Below are 15,131 nucleotides of genomic sequence, written 5' to 3' on the forward strand. Positions count from 1 at the left end.
CTCAGGGCATCTTGGCCGAGCGGCTAGGCACAGGTCTGCAAAACCTGCTACAGCGGTTCGAATCCGCTAGATGCCTCAAATGCAAAAAGCTGTCAGATATCTGGCAGCTTTTTTTGTTTAAGTCAAAATGTAAGGATATATCTCTATATAATCTACAATCAACTAATTCTCCAGCTTTTCTATTGCAGAATCTACCATTTTCCCTTTTGCCGGAAAACAGCCTTGGATTAATAAAGCTGCCCCAAAAATAATAAGTACTATGCTAATGCCTTTCTTAACTTTAATGATGTTTGATGGGGTTAAAAACCTTCTTAACTGCTTAGCAGCCATTATCTTGAAAATATCAGTAATGAAATAAGCCGCAATTACTGCCGTAAAAAAAGTGAGCATTCTTGATGGCACCATATTAAGCTTAGGCCCGGTTGTAATAATTATAGTTAACCAGAAACCAAGTACGCCAACATTTATAAAGTTGAGGAAAAAACCTTTGATGAAAAGCTTGAGGTAGTTTGTCTTTACAATATCGGCGCCTATTACGTCAATGGCCTCTTCTTTAGCGTCCTTTTTGTTTTTAAGGAAAGATATGACGCCAAAGGTTATCAGTATCAGCCCGCCAAAAATAAACAGCGCAGGATCGTTCTTAATGCTTTGTATAAGCCTGTAGCTGCTGAAATAAGCTATAAGGATAAAAACAATATCTGCCAGAATTACGCCAAAATTAAACGCCATTGCGGCCCTTATGCCTTTTAACACACTGGTTTCAAGGAGTACAAAAAATACAGCTCCGGGCATGAAACTCAGTATGAAACCCCAGGGTATGGCTATAAGGATATCGTTCAGCATTCGTTTGTTTTAGCGAACGCAATTTAGTGTTTTAATCTTAATGATAAAATAACATTACTCCCGCACTTTTATCTTACCGCCTGCAGCCGTGCGCTTCTTCACCTGTTTCGGATTGCCGTAAATATCAATGGTACCCCCTGCCCTTATTTGGGCATCAGCCAGTATTTTTGCGGTAATATCTGCATTGCCTCCTGCATTTATAACAATTTCAGTGGTTTGTGTTTCAAGGGGTTTTGCTTTGAGTTTGCCTGCTGATGTAATGCTGTTATCATGATAGGCGGCCTTTCCGCTTAACTCAAGCTCACCACCGGTTTGTATGCGTGATTTCAGTTTTTGCACATCCAGAATCAGTTTAACTACGCCGCCTTCCTGTGCATCAATTTCAAAAGATGTAGCCTTGAAAGTATCTTCACTTGATACATAGGCACCTTCATAAGCACCTATATGGTCTATGTTTTTATAATATAGCGTTGCTGTAATATCTTCACCCTGAAGCAGTTTCAAAGTCTTCATTTTAACTTTAAGCGTATTGCCTTTAGTTACAGGCTCTACATCTTCTGCTTTTGCGCCTCTAATAACTATCTTATTTTCAGTTGATGCCACCAGCTTCAGGCTAATTTGGTCATATACTTTCACCGTAGAGAAATCACCGAGATTTAAGGTAATTTCCTGTGCTGATACTGATAGTCCTGCTATTACAAAAGCTATTAAAATTAATCTCTTCATAAAATGTAATCGTTAAGATTCCTGTTTCTTTCCTAAATAATGAAAATCAAGCTGCTTCTTCACCAGGTCGGCATGTTTAAGCTTTACCATTACTTCATCACCCAGCTGAATTATATTGCCGCTTACCTCGCCAACAAGCGCATATTGCTTTTCATCAAATGTGTAATAATCATCTTTAATTTCACGGATGCGGCACATGCCTTCGCATTTATTCTCAATGATTTCTACATATATTCCCCACTCCGTAACACCTGATACCACACCAAGGAACTCTTCATCACGGTGATCCATCATGTATTTCACCTGCATATATTTTATGCTATCGCGCTCTGCATTGGCTGCCAGGGCTTCCATGGTTGATGAATGTGCACACTTTTCTTCGTAGGTATCTGCATCTGCAGATTTACCACCATCAAGATAATACTGGAGCAAACGGTGTGCCATGACGTCCGGATAACGGCGTATGGGCGACGTAAAATGCGAATAATATTCAAATGCCAAGCCGTAGTGGCCTATGTTATCTGTTGAATATTTTGCCTTACTCATACTTCGTATGGCCAGCGTATCAACAAGGTTTTGCTCTTTTTACCCTGCACTTCGCCAAGCAGATTATTCAATGATTTCGAGATACCGTTCTTTGATTTGAAATCAAGCTTATACCCGAATTTCGAGATAACCGTTTGCAGCGCAATTAGCTTATCTTCATCCGGCTCATCGTGAATACGGTATACAAATGTCTTGTTCTGCTTTCCTATAAATTCCGCAACCTTCCTGTTAGCTAAAAGCATAAATTCTTCAATCAGGTGGTTACTGTCTTTTGCTTCTTTAAAGTAAACGCCCACCGGTTCTGCCTGCTCGTTAAGCCTGAATTTCACTTCAACTTTATCAAATGAAATGGCACCGGCAGCCAGCCTTTTGCGCCTCATTATTTTCGCAAGGCGGTCCATCGTTAGGGTAGCATCCACAATAGCATCTGGAACGGTGTACCCCTCACCTGTCAGCGATATTTCAGCCGGCATTTGGTTGCTTTTGGTGTCGATTATATGCTGGGCTTCTTCATAGGCAAATCGCTGGTCGCTGTAAATCACCGTACGCCCAAACCAGCGGTTAACCACTTCGGCTTTATCGTTTAGCTCAAACACTGCTGAGAATGTATATTTCTCTTCATGCGGGCGCAGCGAACACGCAAAATTCGAAAGCACTTCAGGCAGCATGGGCACTACCCTATCTACCAAATATACCGATGTTGCACGGTTATACGCCTCCTCATCGAGTATAGTCCCTTCTTTCACGTAATGCGATACATCGGCAATATGTACGCCTATCTCATAGTTGCCATTCTCCAGTTTCCGGAAAGAAAGCGCATCGTCAAAGTCCTTTGCATCGCGCGGGTCGATAGTAAAAGTCAGCACATCGCGCATGTCCCTCCTTCTTGCAATCTCTTCTTCATGTATTTCGGTATCCAGCTTTTGTGCAAATACTTCTACCTCTACCGGGAAATCATACGGCAGCCCATATTCTGCAAGAATAGCATGAATTTCTGTGTTATGCTCTCCGGGTTTGCCAAGCACTTTCAGTACCTCGCCAAACGGACTGTCAGCTTTCGCCGGCCAGTCAATGATATTCACCAGCACTACATCGCCGTTCTGCGCCTCACCTATTTTGTCTTTCGGGATAAAAATATCTGTATACATCTTTGCATTGGCGGTAGATACAAAAGCGAAATTCTTCTGTATGTCTATCACGCCAACAAATTCGGTCTTAAAGCGTTCCAGTATCTCAACCACTTCAGCTTCGGGCCTTCTGCCCCTTCTCCTGTTATAAATGTATACTTTTACCTTGTCTTTGTCCAGCGCTTTGTTGAGGTTATTGGTCGGGATGAATACATCATCCTCAATTTCCGGCGATACAAAATAGGCCGTTTTGCGGCTGGTCATGTCAATAGTACCCTCTACATAATCTGCTTTTGAGATCACGCGGTACTTGCCTTTATCAGTCTCTTCAATTTTTTCTTTTGAAGCCAGGAGCTGCAGTTCTTTTATAATTTCATTCCTGCTTTTGGTATCGTCAAGCTCAAGTACTGCGGCAATCTGCCTGTAATTAAAAGTCTTATTCGGGTTTTTAGAGAGTATCTTAAATATCTTGTGTGAGAAGTCTTTCTCTTTTTGCCGGATGGTTTTCCGTTCTTTTTATTCATCGTTCTTTTTAAATATTGCTGAAATTTACAAATAACATTCCATTGTAATACAAACCTGAACAGTTTTTAAAAAAACTATAACACCGCTTTTGAAATTCTAAAAGACAAATTCCAAATAACAAAACGAAGGGAATAGTTAATTGTCATTAGTAAGTCTTCATCAAACAGTTTTCAACAATCATTAAAAACAAAAAAAAGATTTTTTGAAATTTAAATTTTTATGATGGTTATTATTGGCTGTTAATAGTTGGAAAAACTTTCTGAAGAAATAGTTGCATTTGCCGTTTTCAAAAGTTGCAAGTAAGCTTTCAACAATGTTAAGAAAATGTAAACAGTTTGTTTTAAAGTAGTTTCGTGAATTTCGCTTTAGGTTATCAACAGCCGTTAATTTCATTTGACGATACTTTATCACTGATAACTTCACTTGTTAATTTGTGTTAATAAATACTGTTAACGTTTTCATAACATTACAACAACTATTCAGAAAAAATTTGGACGGAATGCTTCCGGTTTTGATTATAAAAATTTCTGATTGCTTGTGAAAAATTCTTTCGAAATGTATTTTTACTTATTAACAATTACTGTTAATTTATAAAGCCTTGTTTTTCAATACATATTCTATTGTTATCAACATTGTATTATTTTAACAAATTTACTAAAGCTGTACAGTTGATTTTCAGCCACTTAAAACACAACTGATTTTAGATTTCAAAAATGTATGGCTAAATCTTGGTAACTTTGGCAAAACTACAACAACACACTATGAAAATTTCAATCGGAAACGACCACGCAGGCCCGGACTACAAAGCCGCAATTGTAAAATACCTTAAAGAAAAAGGGCATGAAGTTATCAACCACGGCACCGATACAACCGAAAGCGTTGACTACCCTGACTTCGGGCATCCTGTGGCTGAAGACGTTACCTCAGGCCGCGCCGAGCTGGGCATTGTAATCTGCGGAAGCGGCAACGGCATTGCCATGACAGTTAATAAACATGCCGGCATACGTGCAGCCCTTTGCTGGACAAAAGAGATCGCGACCCTGGCACGCCAGCACAACGATGCCAATATCATAAGCATACCGGCACGCTTTACAGCAGTACACCAGGCGGTTGATATGGTTGATGCTTTCCTGAACACTGCTTTTGAAGGCGGACGACACGCCACGCGCGTGAATAAAATTCCGTGTTAGCATGGCGCATGACCACCACGGCCACAGCCATAACCTGAAGGGGAGGAGCCTGCTTTTCTCCATCGTGCTGAATGTGCTGATAACCGTGGCGCAGGTGGTTGGCGGGATACTCTCCGGCAGCCTTGCACTGCTCAGCGATGCGCTGCACAACTTCAGCGATGTTTTATCATTGGTAATAAGTTACGGGGCACACAAGCTCTCGCACCGCCCGGCCAGCTTTAAGCATACTTTCGGGTTGAAACGCGCCGAACTTATGGCCGCTTTTGTCAATGCACTTACGCTGATAATTGTGGCGCTATACCTTATGTATGAAGCGGTTACAAGGTTTATTAACCCTGTAACTATTGAGCCGGGTATCGTGATCTGGATGGCTCTGCTCGCTATAGTTGGTAACGGGCTTTCAGTATTCCTGCTTAAGAAAGAAGCCGGCCACAACCTGAACATGCGCTCGGCCTATCTGCACCTGCTTACCGACATGATGGCATCTGTCGCGGTATTGGTTGGCGGGTTGGCCATGTATTATTTTGAGGTGCTGTGGATTGATGCGGTGCTTACCCTACTGATTGGCATTTACCTGGTGGTGGTAGGGTTTGACCTGCTTTGGAAGTCGGCCCATATTTTAATGATGCACACACCTGTTGATATTGATCTGGAAGAGGTTATATCCGAAGTGGATAAAATTCCCGGGGTAGGGAGGTTGTACCATATACACGTGTGGCAGCTTGACGAAGAGCGCCTGCACCTGGAGGCCCGCCTTGATTTTGCCGATGACATTACCCTGAGCCAATTTTCAGCGCTGGTAGTTGAAATTGAGAAATTGCTTGCGGAAAAATTCAATATTACGCATGTTATCATCCAACCGGGACTGAACGGCAGGGGAGAGCAGGGATGGATTGTGGAGGATTAGAGAGTATTTTAAAGTGTTTCCCACTCTATTTCTTCATCGTTAATGTTGGCTATCCAAGCTTGTCTATGGTTACGAGCGGCAAATTCTAAGATTTCTTTTTCATTAATTTCGTAATCTCCGCGAATTGCAATAACCATCCTATTCTTATAACCATCTGCTCTAATAAAACAATTGTCGCTAGAGTTTTTTATGTTGAAAAAATGGTGTTCACCTAACCATTCTTGCACAATTCTATTTTTTTCAACTATATCCTCCATAAATCAATCAATTTAAAAATGCGTTATCTGTGAATTTTTTTATAATAGCGATATAACCATCAACTGAGAGATGGTCAGGCTGAATATATAATTTTTTTAGGTCTCTGAAATCTTCATATTTAGTAGAGAATTGTTCAAAGGCAATGTGTTTTTGCCTTATAACTAATACACTCATTTTCTCTTGCGTAAAGACTGGTGAAATAGAAGGCAAATATAAATCAAAACTACATTCTTGAGATTCAAATAACTTATTAATAGTCAAAACCGAACCAAGGAAACGTTCAAATTTCTTATTTCGTATTAATTTTTCAATAAAGATTTTTGAACCATCAAAATAAGAAGTCCAGTACTTTTCTAAAGTGAATTGGTACTTCTCTTTATAATAATATGCAACATAAAAATCTGCTTCAATGTCAATAAGACTCATAAAGTCTGAACCAAAATCATCCTTAATTTTTGTCGCATCCTCTTTATTAGGAACTCCTTGGACAATTAAATGGAAGTATTCGTGGAGAATTACGATTTCAAAAAACTCATAGCTACAATTTTTTAAAATGTAAGGATTAAACGAAGCATACTTTTTGCCTTCGCTAGTCTTTACTCTCATAATCCAGTCTTGGTCGCTAAATGGCTCAAATTTGATTCGGTCTAAATCAAATTTTTTATATGAAATACCAATGCTCGTTAACCAATCTCCAAAATCTTGAATTGACTTTAATAAACGTTCCTTTACGTCATCATCTAATCCAGCTTTCTCCTCTAAATCTTCAAGACCTTTCATTAAAATTACTTTAAAAAGCAATATTAAGAAATTGAATTAACATAATGTTTACATATTACATACAAATTTTGATAATCACATCAGAATTTTATTTTATTAAATCTAATAGATTCAAAACAATTTTCATAACCTTCTTAAAATTTTGTTAACAAAATAATTTCCTTGCACTCGCCATTCCCAAAAAGGCACCAAGATTTGTACGAATATATCCCTCTAAAATTTTCTTAAAAAAATAATTTCCCTGCACCTCACTATCTTTGCTGTTCAATAAAATTACATGACCAATCTCGACTATATTTCAGAAAGAGTTGCCACTCCTAAAAAAGGCATTGAAGCCATACTGCAATTATTAAGTGAAGACTGCACTATTCCGTTCATAGCCCGCTACCGTAAAGACCGCACCGGCAACCTGGATGAGGTTGTTATTGAGCAGGTTGCGAAGCTTAATGAAGCCTTTGATGCCATTGTAAAACGTAAGGCTGCCATCTTAAAAAGCGTCGAAGAGCAAAATGCGCTTACTCCTGAACTTGCCGATAAAATCAGCCGCAGTTTCGACCTCAATGAGCTGGAAGACTTGTACTTACCTTTCAAAAAGAAGAAAAAAACCAAAGCCGATACCGCCCGAGAAAACGGATTGGAGCCGCTGGCAAAAATCATCATGGCGCAAAACAGCGATGATGTGGAGTTCATTGCCGCTAAATACCTGAATGCCAACGTTCCAAACGAAGATGAGGCTTTGCAGGGCGCCCGCGATATCATTGCCGAATGGATAAACGAAAACATCTACATCCGGAAAACACTCCGAAAAATTTTCGGCCGCAAAGCGGCCATTACTGCAAAAGTCGCCAAAGGCCGCGCCGATGATGAAGCCGCCAAAAAATTCAGCCAGTATTTTGACTGGAGTGAAAATCTCACCAAAGCGCCGTCACACAGGCTGTTGGCGATGCTACGCGCAGAAAATGAAGGTTTCATCAAGCTGAAAATAGAAGTGGATAATGATGAGGTGCTAGATTTTATGGAGCAGTCGGTCATCAAAAATAACCGTGATACCACTACACAATTAAAGCTCGCCATCGCCGATAGCTACAAGCGTTTGCTGGCACCTGCCATTGGCAATGAGGTACTGCAGGAGGCCAAATCAAAAGCCGATGCTGTTGCTATTCAGGTATTTGCCGTTAATCTGCAACAGTTGTTGCTTGCGCCGCCACTGGGTGAAAAACGCATCCTGGCGATAGACCCCGGCTTCCGCACGGGCTGTAAAGTGGTATGCCTTGACGAAAAAGGCGACCTGCTCTACAATGAGACCATTTACCCACATGCGCCTCAAAATGAGAGTGCTATCGCGATGAAAAAAATAAAGTCGATGGTGAATGCCTATAAGATTGATGCGATATCTATCGGTAACGGCACCGCCTCCCGCGAGACAGAGTTCTTCATCAAAAAGATTGCGTTTGACTGGCCGCTGCAGGTTTTTGTCGTGAGCGAGGCAGGGGCATCGGTATATTCTGCATCAAAAATTGCGCGTGAAGAATTCGGCAGTTATGACGTAACAGTACGCGGGGCAGTATCCATAGGCCGCCGCCTTAGCGACCCACTGGCAGAGCTGGTAAAGATTGAGCCTAAGGCCATTGGGGTAGGGCAGTACCAGCACGACGTTGACCAGGGCAGCCTGAAGCAGGAGCTTGATACGGTAGTGATGCGCTGCGTGAACACTGTTGGCGTAAACCTGAACACGGCAAGTAAGTCGCTGTTGGGTTACGTATCAGGAATAGGCGAGAAGCTTGCTGAAAACATCGTGGCCTACCGCGCCGAAAATGGCCCTTTTGAAGACCGGAAGCAATTGAAAAAAGTAGCCAGGCTGGGGGATAAGGCCTACCAGCAGGCGGCAGGATTTGTACGTATTGCCAATGCCAAGAACCCATTGGATAACTCAGCGGTGCACCCCGAGGCTTACCCGATCGTAGAGAAAATGGCGAAAGACCTGAAGCTGAAAACTTCTGAACTCATTGCAAATAAAGAAGCTATATTAAAAGTCAACCCTAAAGATTACATCACGGCTGAAGTTGGGGAGCTGGCTCTGAAAGACATACTCAAAGAGCTTGAGAAACCGGGCCTTGACCCGCGGAAAGCTGCCAAAGTGTTTGAGTTTGACCCTAATGTGAAGTCAATGAAAGACCTTCGCGAAGGTATGGTTTTGCCGGGTATTGTGAACAACATCACCAACTTCGGGTGCTTTGTAGATATCGGCATTAAAGAAAGCGGACTGGTACATATATCGCAGCTTAAAGAAGGTTTCGTAAGCGATGTGAATGAGGTAGTAAAGCTTCACCAGCACGTTACCATAAAAGTAGTTGAGGTGGATGAAGCGCGGAAAAGAGTTGCGCTAACGATGATACTATAAGCAAAAAGCCTGTAAGCTAATCACTTACAGGCTTTGTCTTATAATCCTGAGAGATTACAATTTATTTTCTTCAGCTTGCTTTTTAGAGTTTGCAGGCTGCTGGTCTTCATTCTTAGCAGCGTTTTTAAATTCCTTGATGCCAGAGCCCAGCCCTTTCATAAGTTCCGGAATTTTTTTACCTCCGAACAAAAGAAGCAGAACCGCAACGATCAATATTATTTCCCAACCTCCGAATTTACCCATGACAAATAGTTTTAAAAGACAAAGTTAATACAAAATCGAACACAAAGTATATCTACGGCAATTATTTAGAAATGGTTTGCGTTAAATAAATCACAATTATTAAAGGAGTTTTACTGTTAGGCTTTAAAGTATGGGTTTGTTATATTTGTTGCAATAATAGTTTATTATGTCGGCAAAAAGGCTGAAAAGGCAGGAGATTAAGCAAAAGCTTTTCACGAAAAGCCGCATTGTGCTGTTGAACGAGGAGACGTTTGAAGAGATTTTTTCACTCAAGCTCAACCTGATGAATGTTTTTGTTGGCCTTACCAGCATCAGCATTGTTATGATTGCGCTTACAACGTACATCATAGCTTTCACGCCCCTGCGCGAATATATTCCCGGCTATGCTTCAACACAGCTGAAGCGCGAAGCTACCCGAAACGCTATAGCATCAGACTCGCTACAGAAGGTGATCAATGAAAATGAAGCCTATCTTGCGTCAATAAAAAAAGTACTTACGGGTGATCTTGAAACGGCAAAATTAAGCCGTGACTCTATCGTAGCGCCGGAACAGGCAAATGCAGAGGCCCCGGAGCTTGCCCCGTCAAAAGAAGAGCTGAAACTGCGTGAACAGGTAGCGCTTGAAGACAAATACAATGTTTTTGAAAAAGCCGGCCCTAGGGTGAGCCAGGTGCTGTTTGCCCCCGTAAAAGGCATCATTACAGAAAAATACAATTCGAGAAACAAGCATTTTGCAGTTGACATCTCGGTAGCAAAAGATACTCCTATAAAATCTGTAGCGAGCGGAACGGTAGTATTTGCAGACTGGACTCCGACAAATGGCAATGTTGTGATAATGCGCCATAATGATGGGCTTATTTCGGTTTACAAGCATGCAGCTTCTATAACCAAAGACCAGGGCGACACAGTTCGTTCCGGCGAAGTGATTGCCCTTGCAGGAAATACCGGCACCCAAAGTACCGGTGTGCATCTGCATTTTGAGCTTTGGAAAGACGGCTACCCAATAGACCCTACACAATTTATAGATTTTGAATGATACAGGATATAATAGATAACATAATTGTACCATCATTTATAACCGGATTTGTGTTTACATTCATCGGTATAATTATGTATGCTGCACAGCCCACAGAAATTAATGGTTTTATTGGTTACCGTACCGGCTCTTCAATGAAATCGCAGGAGCGATGGGATTTTGCACAGAAATATTCTTCAAAAGTAATGATGATTTGCGGTGTTTTAATGATTGTATTGTCAGTGTTAGGCTATTTTGTGCCAAATGATTATGAAGATAAGCAATTAATTGGCATATGGCTTTTACTTACAAGTGCAGTACTTATAATAGCCTTAACCGAAATTGCTATAAAAAGGCGTTTCAAAAATAATTAGCTATGTCATTAAAGTCATTCGGCGCTAAAATATTTGCAGCAATCATTTACCGTAAAGTCCGGAAGTGGGCATATAGGCCTATAGAAACGCAGCAGCGGGTTTTTAAAAAGCTCATAGCTGATGCAAAAAATACAGAGTTTGGTAAAGACCATGATTTTAAGGATATTAAATCGATGGCTGATTTTGCCAGGAAAGTCCCGGTGCGTGATTATGAAGCGCTGAAAGTGTATGTTGATCGTGTGGTTCATGGAGAAGAAAATGTATTATGGCAGGGCAAACCCATTTATTTCGCAAAGACATCAGGTACAACATCTGGTGCAAAATATATCCCGATTACTAAGGAATCGATGCCGTACCATGTTGAGGCAGCGCGTAATGCAATATTGTTGTACATACACGAGACGGGCAGGGCAGATTTTGTTGACGGTAAGATGATTTTCCTGCAGGGCAGCCCGGTGCTTGATGAAAAGAATGGGGTTAAGCTTGGCAGGCTTTCAGGCATTGTTGCCCACTATGTACCTAAGTACCTGCAAAAGAACAGGATGCCAAGCTGGGAAACCAACATTATTGACGACTGGGAAACCAAAGTAGATGCCATTGTTGAAGAAACCTACAACGAAAACATGGCCGTGATATCAGGCATTCCGTCTTGGGTGCAGATGTATTTTGAGAAACTTCAGCAAAAAGAAGGTAAAAAGGTTGGCGACATCTTTAAAAACTTCAACCTGTTTATTTACGGCGGGGTAAATTATGAGCCATACCGTTCTAAATTTGAAAGCCTTATAGGCAGGCGTGTTGACAGTATAGAGCTTTTCCCTGCCAGCGAGGGCTTTTTTGCCTATCAGGACCAGCAAAATGAAAAAGGCATGCTGTTGCTGCTTGACGGCGGTATTTTCTATGAATTTATCAAGGCAGATGAATTTTTTACCGAAAATCCGCACCGCTATACCATAGGAGAAGTAGAACTAAACACCAATTATGTATTGATAATATCAACCAATGCAGGGCTTTGGGCATATAATATTGGCGACACCGTTCAATTCACTTCGCTGAAGCCTTACCGCGTAATTGTGACCGGAAGGATAAAACATTACATTTCGGCGTTTGGTGAGCATGTTATTGGTAAAGAAGTGGAAGCTGCACTTAATGAAGCTATGGAAGGTACCGATGTAAGTGTGAACGAGTTTACCGTAGCGCCACAAGTAAGTCCTGAAAGCGGGCTGCCGTATCACGAATGGTTTATTGAGTTTGAGAATGAGCCTGCAGATATGAAAGCTTTCGAGCTTAAGATTGATGCAGCCATGCGGAAGCAAAATGTGTATTATGATGACCTTATTGCAGGGAATGTGCTGCGAACGCTGGTTGTTACAAAAGTGCCAAAAAATGGCTTTCAGGAATATATGAAATCTATCGGTAAGCTTGGAGGGCAAAATAAACTGCCCCGCCTTAGCAACGACCGTAAAATTGCAGATGTCTTAGTACGCAGCGAGATAAGTTAAAAATAAACTAAAAAATAAATCCTACATTTGCGGGTAAATTACAATTAATGCAAGGAATTAAAAATATTACAAGGTCACGCGCGCAGGAATCAAGTGCTGCTATTGAGAAGCTGTACATAACCATGCGCCACCTTTTTAACCGCGGATTTTACAAACCGATGGGTGTATCGGGTGATACTCTTCGTGAAGCATTGCTTTCGCTCCGCCCTGAAATATATGGTTCAATTGCTGAAGAAAAAGTAGAGCTTAATGGCCTGTTATATGTTATTGAACGCTTACCTGTTGGCATTGAAGAATGCCGTTTTATAAACCTTACATCTGACGAGGGCTATTCAAAATCGCATTTTAAGGCTATAATCCCCCCAAAAAGGAGGCGTAACTGCTACCGTATTGACGAGGAGCAGATGAACGTAGAGATTACCCGCGGGCGAAGTGATATTTACGATATCCTTACGCACTTAACATTTATATTCATTGAATCGCACAAGATAAAAGACCGGGTGCTGGTTGATGAGAATGGCGAAATGACACGTGACTGGCTTAAGCTGGAGCAGGTTATCCAGCAAGGTAAAAAGCTTACGCTTGTAGAGCGAGAGAAAACAATATCTCATGTATCTAATGTACTGGGACGGACTTTTGCTGAGGTTATAGACATATATGATGCTTTTGGAACCGTTGAAGCTCCTGACAGGTTTCTACACGTGATATACTGGCTGGGCAAGCTGGCTATAGAAGAGGCAGTAGGCGGCGCAAAACGCACCATCACTTTCAGCCCGATATTAAGGGAACGCCTGGGCCACCACATACATGGCGAAATCTGGGCTAACAACATAAAGAATATACTGAAGCAAAACGGATTGCTTGAAAGGCCAATACACATCATCAGCGCTAACATGCACAGCGTTATGAATTCTATATTCGCGACACCTATACTGAAAGCTAAGCATAAAGATAAAGACGACTTTTTTATTTATGAAGAGCTGAGCAAACCGGGCAATAGCGAAACAAGGAAAAAAGTAGAAGAGGTTGCCCTGAAAAGCGGGATGATATCTATACCTGATACTTCAGGTACCAACATTGACGTGCAGATATTTGATACTGAAAAGATAGATTTTTCAAAAACTTCATTTGCCAACGCAAATATTACAGGCAGCAGGCCCGTTATTATAGTTATGGACTATGCTTTTGGCGAGCAGGCATATGAAACTATAGATGAGCTCTTAAAGCCATTTAAAGAGGATGGGCACCGCACGCTGCTCGATGTACAATCAGTATCAATTATGGGTAAAGCAGGCATTCTTGAAGGTAATAAAGGTGATATAATGATACCTTCGGCGCATATTAATGAGGGCACAGGAGATAACTATCCGTTTGAGAATGAGCTTACCGGAGACATGTTTGAAAACCAGGGAATACCTGTATATGTAGGCCCAATGGTTACAGTGCTTGGTACTTCGCTCCAAAATCGTGACCTCCTTAAATTCTTCAATGAGTCAACCTGGGGTGTAATAGGCCTGGAGATGGAAGGAGCCTACTACCAGAAAGCAATACAATCGGCATCGCGTATCCGTAAAAGCATCAACCCAGATGTAAAAGTGAGGTATGCTTACTATGCTTCTGATAATCCGCTGGAAACGGGTAGTACCCTGGCATCAGGAGGCTTAGGTACAACAGGTGTAAAACCTACATACCTTATTACAATTAAGATTTTAGAACAAATATTTAACATATAAAACAAACAAATGGAATCTAATACTAATCGTGATATTGAATTAAAAGACATCTTTAGTTTCAGTAATAAAATAAGAAAGAATATCAAAAATACAGTTTTCAGGTTTGTAAGATTTATATTGAAACATAAGTTTATTCTAATTATATTGTTTATTACTGGTGCGGTTGGAGGATATTTTCTCCAAAAAAGCAGTAAAACTTATGAAAACAAAGTAATTTTAATACCAAATTTTGGGAGTGTAAATTATGTATATAATAAGATTGATTTAATCAACTCAAAAATTATAGAGAATGACGAAGGTTTTTTAAAATCTATAGGTTTAAAAAATCCTAAGCATTTATTGGGTATTGAGATAGAACCGATCAATGATGTTTATCAATTTGTGTCCAGCAGCCAAACAAATTTTGAACTTCTAAGATTAATGGCTGAGGATGTAAGCATGGCAAAGGTGCTTAATGACCCAACGACAAGTAAAAATTATCCGTATCATTTATTAACATTTAAAACAAAGGGCAGAACTTCTGAAAATCTAAGTGTTGATCCGATTATGGATTATCTTAATAACTCACAATATTATACAGCAATTCAAAAGCAATATCTAATAAATCTTGAAGATAAAATTGCAGCAAACAACGCAGTTATAAACGATATTAATGGTATTTTAAAAAACTTTAGTGATAAGTCATCCGAAAATGCAAAATCTGGAAATCTCGTTTATTACAATGAAAACACACAGCTTAATGATGTTATAAAAAGTAGGAATGATTTTATTGCAGAACAGGGTGCACTAAGGCTAAACCGTATTAACTTTACAAAAGTTGTGAGAGAAAACAGTATTATTTTAAATCGTAAAGACATAAGTATAGTTGATTCTTATCTCTTCATAATACTGCCTATATTTTTAATTATAATTTATGCCTTAACTATAGTTACATTAAATATTATAAAGAAAGCGCAAAATTAAA

General features: G+C 40.5%; 13 protein-coding genes, 1 tRNA gene and 1 pseudogene. 9 read left to right on the plus strand and 6 right to left on the minus strand.

The features are described 5' to 3' along the window. Positions 1–5: 5 nt before the first annotated feature. Positions 6–76, plus strand: a tRNA-Cys gene (locus LRS05_RS02925). 86 nt (positions 77–162) lie between these two features. Here LRS05_RS02925 and LRS05_RS02930 read toward each other — a convergent pair. From LRS05_RS02930 to rnr, 3 genes and pseudogenes are all read right to left on the minus strand, one after another. Continuing rightward, entirely contained in the window at positions 163–843 is a 681-nt protein-coding gene (locus LRS05_RS02930; protein WP_257866949.1) for a LysE family translocator, read from the minus strand. A gap of 54 nt (positions 844–897) precedes the next feature. Then, a complete protein-coding gene (locus LRS05_RS02935; RefSeq protein WP_257866950.1) occupies positions 898–1,569 on the minus strand; it encodes a head GIN domain-containing protein in 672 nt (223 codons plus the stop codon). 12 nt (positions 1,570–1,581) lie between these two features. Continuing rightward, positions 1,582–3,743 (minus strand): annotated as a pseudogene (gene rnr, locus LRS05_RS02940) (ribonuclease R). 785 nt (positions 3,744–4,528) lie between these two features. On the opposite strand from rnr, the gene rpiB reads away from it, so the two are divergent. After that, positions 4,529–4,957 (plus strand): ribose 5-phosphate isomerase B, encoded by a 429-nt coding sequence (gene rpiB, locus LRS05_RS02945; protein ID WP_257866951.1) that lies wholly within the window; start codon positions 4,529–4,531, stop codon positions 4,955–4,957. Between the two features lies 1 nt (position 4,958). Further along, positions 4,959–5,864: a cation diffusion facilitator family transporter gene (locus LRS05_RS02950; RefSeq protein ID WP_257866952.1), complete on the plus strand. Its 906-nt coding sequence runs from the start codon at positions 4,959–4,961 to the stop codon at positions 5,862–5,864. An 8-nt stretch (positions 5,865–5,872) separates the two neighbouring features. Here LRS05_RS02950 and LRS05_RS02955 read toward each other — a convergent pair whose 3' ends face one another. Together LRS05_RS02955 and LRS05_RS02960 are read right to left on the minus strand one after the other, a co-directional pair. Continuing rightward, a complete protein-coding gene (locus LRS05_RS02955; RefSeq protein WP_257866953.1) occupies positions 5,873–6,121 on the minus strand; it encodes a hypothetical protein in 249 nt (82 codons plus the stop codon). 7 nt (positions 6,122–6,128) lie between these two features. Continuing rightward, the gene (locus tag LRS05_RS02960; RefSeq protein WP_257866954.1) at positions 6,129–6,902 is read right to left on the minus strand and encodes a hypothetical protein; all 774 of its coding nucleotides are present in this window, start codon (positions 6,900–6,902) and stop codon (positions 6,129–6,131) included. Positions 6,903–7,179: 277 nt separating this feature from the next. Between LRS05_RS02960 and LRS05_RS02965 the strand changes: the two genes are divergently transcribed. Then, positions 7,180–9,303: a Tex family protein gene (locus LRS05_RS02965; RefSeq protein WP_257866955.1), complete on the plus strand. Its 2,124-nt coding sequence runs from the start codon at positions 7,180–7,182 to the stop codon at positions 9,301–9,303. 54 nt (positions 9,304–9,357) lie between these two features. Here the strand turns inward: LRS05_RS02965 and LRS05_RS02970 are convergent, their stop codons facing one another. Then, on the minus strand, positions 9,358–9,546 hold the full coding sequence (locus tag LRS05_RS02970; RefSeq protein ID WP_257866956.1) for a twin-arginine translocase TatA/TatE family subunit: 189 nt from the start codon (positions 9,544–9,546) through the stop codon (positions 9,358–9,360). A gap of 166 nt (positions 9,547–9,712) precedes the next feature. Here LRS05_RS02970 and LRS05_RS02975 point away from each other — a divergent pair, with 166 nt between their 5' ends. Genes LRS05_RS02975 through LRS05_RS02995 form a run of 5 tightly spaced genes read left to right on the plus strand, consistent with a single transcriptional unit; the run spans position 9,713 to position 15,130 of the window. Next, complete coding sequence (locus tag LRS05_RS02975; RefSeq protein ID WP_257866957.1) at positions 9,713–10,582, plus strand: M23 family metallopeptidase; 870 nt, start codon at positions 9,713–9,715, stop codon at positions 10,580–10,582. Further along, on the plus strand, positions 10,579–10,935 hold the full coding sequence (locus tag LRS05_RS02980) for an SdpI family protein (RefSeq protein ID WP_257866958.1): 357 nt from the start codon (positions 10,579–10,581) through the stop codon (positions 10,933–10,935). The genes LRS05_RS02975 and LRS05_RS02980 overlap by 4 nt, the downstream gene beginning before the upstream one ends. A 2-nt stretch (positions 10,936–10,937) precedes the next feature. Continuing rightward, positions 10,938–12,434, plus strand: a complete 1,497-nt coding sequence (locus LRS05_RS02985) for a GH3 auxin-responsive promoter family protein (RefSeq protein ID WP_257866959.1) — start codon at positions 10,938–10,940, stop codon at positions 12,432–12,434. Between the two features lie 47 nt (positions 12,435–12,481). After that, positions 12,482–14,167: a hypothetical protein gene (locus tag LRS05_RS02990; RefSeq protein WP_257866960.1), complete on the plus strand. Its 1,686-nt coding sequence runs from the start codon at positions 12,482–12,484 to the stop codon at positions 14,165–14,167. Between the two features lie 9 nt (positions 14,168–14,176). Beyond that, positions 14,177–15,130, plus strand: a complete 954-nt coding sequence (locus LRS05_RS02995; protein WP_257866961.1) for a hypothetical protein — start codon at positions 14,177–14,179, stop codon at positions 15,128–15,130. Position 15,131 lies beyond the last annotated feature (1 nt).

It is taken from the genome of Flavobacterium sp. J372, from assembly GCF_024699965.1.
Taxonomy (GTDB): Bacteria; Bacteroidota; Bacteroidia; order Flavobacteriales; family Flavobacteriaceae; genus Flavobacterium.

Coding starts and splice junctions, on each gene's coding strand:
- LRS05_RS02930 (WP_257866949.1), bottom strand. CDS start 843: ATGCTGAACGATATCCTTATAGCCATACCCTGGGGTTTCATACTGAGT.
- LRS05_RS02935 (WP_257866950.1), bottom strand. CDS start 1,569: ATGAAGAGATTAATTTTAATAGCTTTTGTAATAGCAGGACTATCAGTA.
- rpiB (WP_257866951.1), top strand. CDS start 4,529: ATGAAAATTTCAATCGGAAACGACCACGCAGGCCCGGACTACAAAGCC.
- LRS05_RS02950 (WP_257866952.1), top strand. CDS start 4,959: ATGGCGCATGACCACCACGGCCACAGCCATAACCTGAAGGGGAGGAGC.
- LRS05_RS02955 (WP_257866953.1), bottom strand. CDS start 6,121: ATGGAGGATATAGTTGAAAAAAATAGAATTGTGCAAGAATGGTTAGGT.
- LRS05_RS02960 (WP_257866954.1), bottom strand. CDS start 6,902: ATGAAAGGTCTTGAAGATTTAGAGGAGAAAGCTGGATTAGATGATGAC.
- LRS05_RS02965 (WP_257866955.1), top strand. CDS start 7,180: ATGACCAATCTCGACTATATTTCAGAAAGAGTTGCCACTCCTAAAAAA.
- LRS05_RS02970 (WP_257866956.1), bottom strand. CDS start 9,546: ATGGGTAAATTCGGAGGTTGGGAAATAATATTGATCGTTGCGGTTCTG.
- LRS05_RS02975 (WP_257866957.1), top strand. CDS start 9,713: ATGTCGGCAAAAAGGCTGAAAAGGCAGGAGATTAAGCAAAAGCTTTTC.
- LRS05_RS02980 (WP_257866958.1), top strand. CDS start 10,579: ATGATACAGGATATAATAGATAACATAATTGTACCATCATTTATAACC.
- LRS05_RS02985 (WP_257866959.1), top strand. CDS start 10,938: ATGTCATTAAAGTCATTCGGCGCTAAAATATTTGCAGCAATCATTTAC.
- LRS05_RS02990 (WP_257866960.1), top strand. CDS start 12,482: ATGCAAGGAATTAAAAATATTACAAGGTCACGCGCGCAGGAATCAAGT.
- LRS05_RS02995 (WP_257866961.1), top strand. CDS start 14,177: ATGGAATCTAATACTAATCGTGATATTGAATTAAAAGACATCTTTAGT.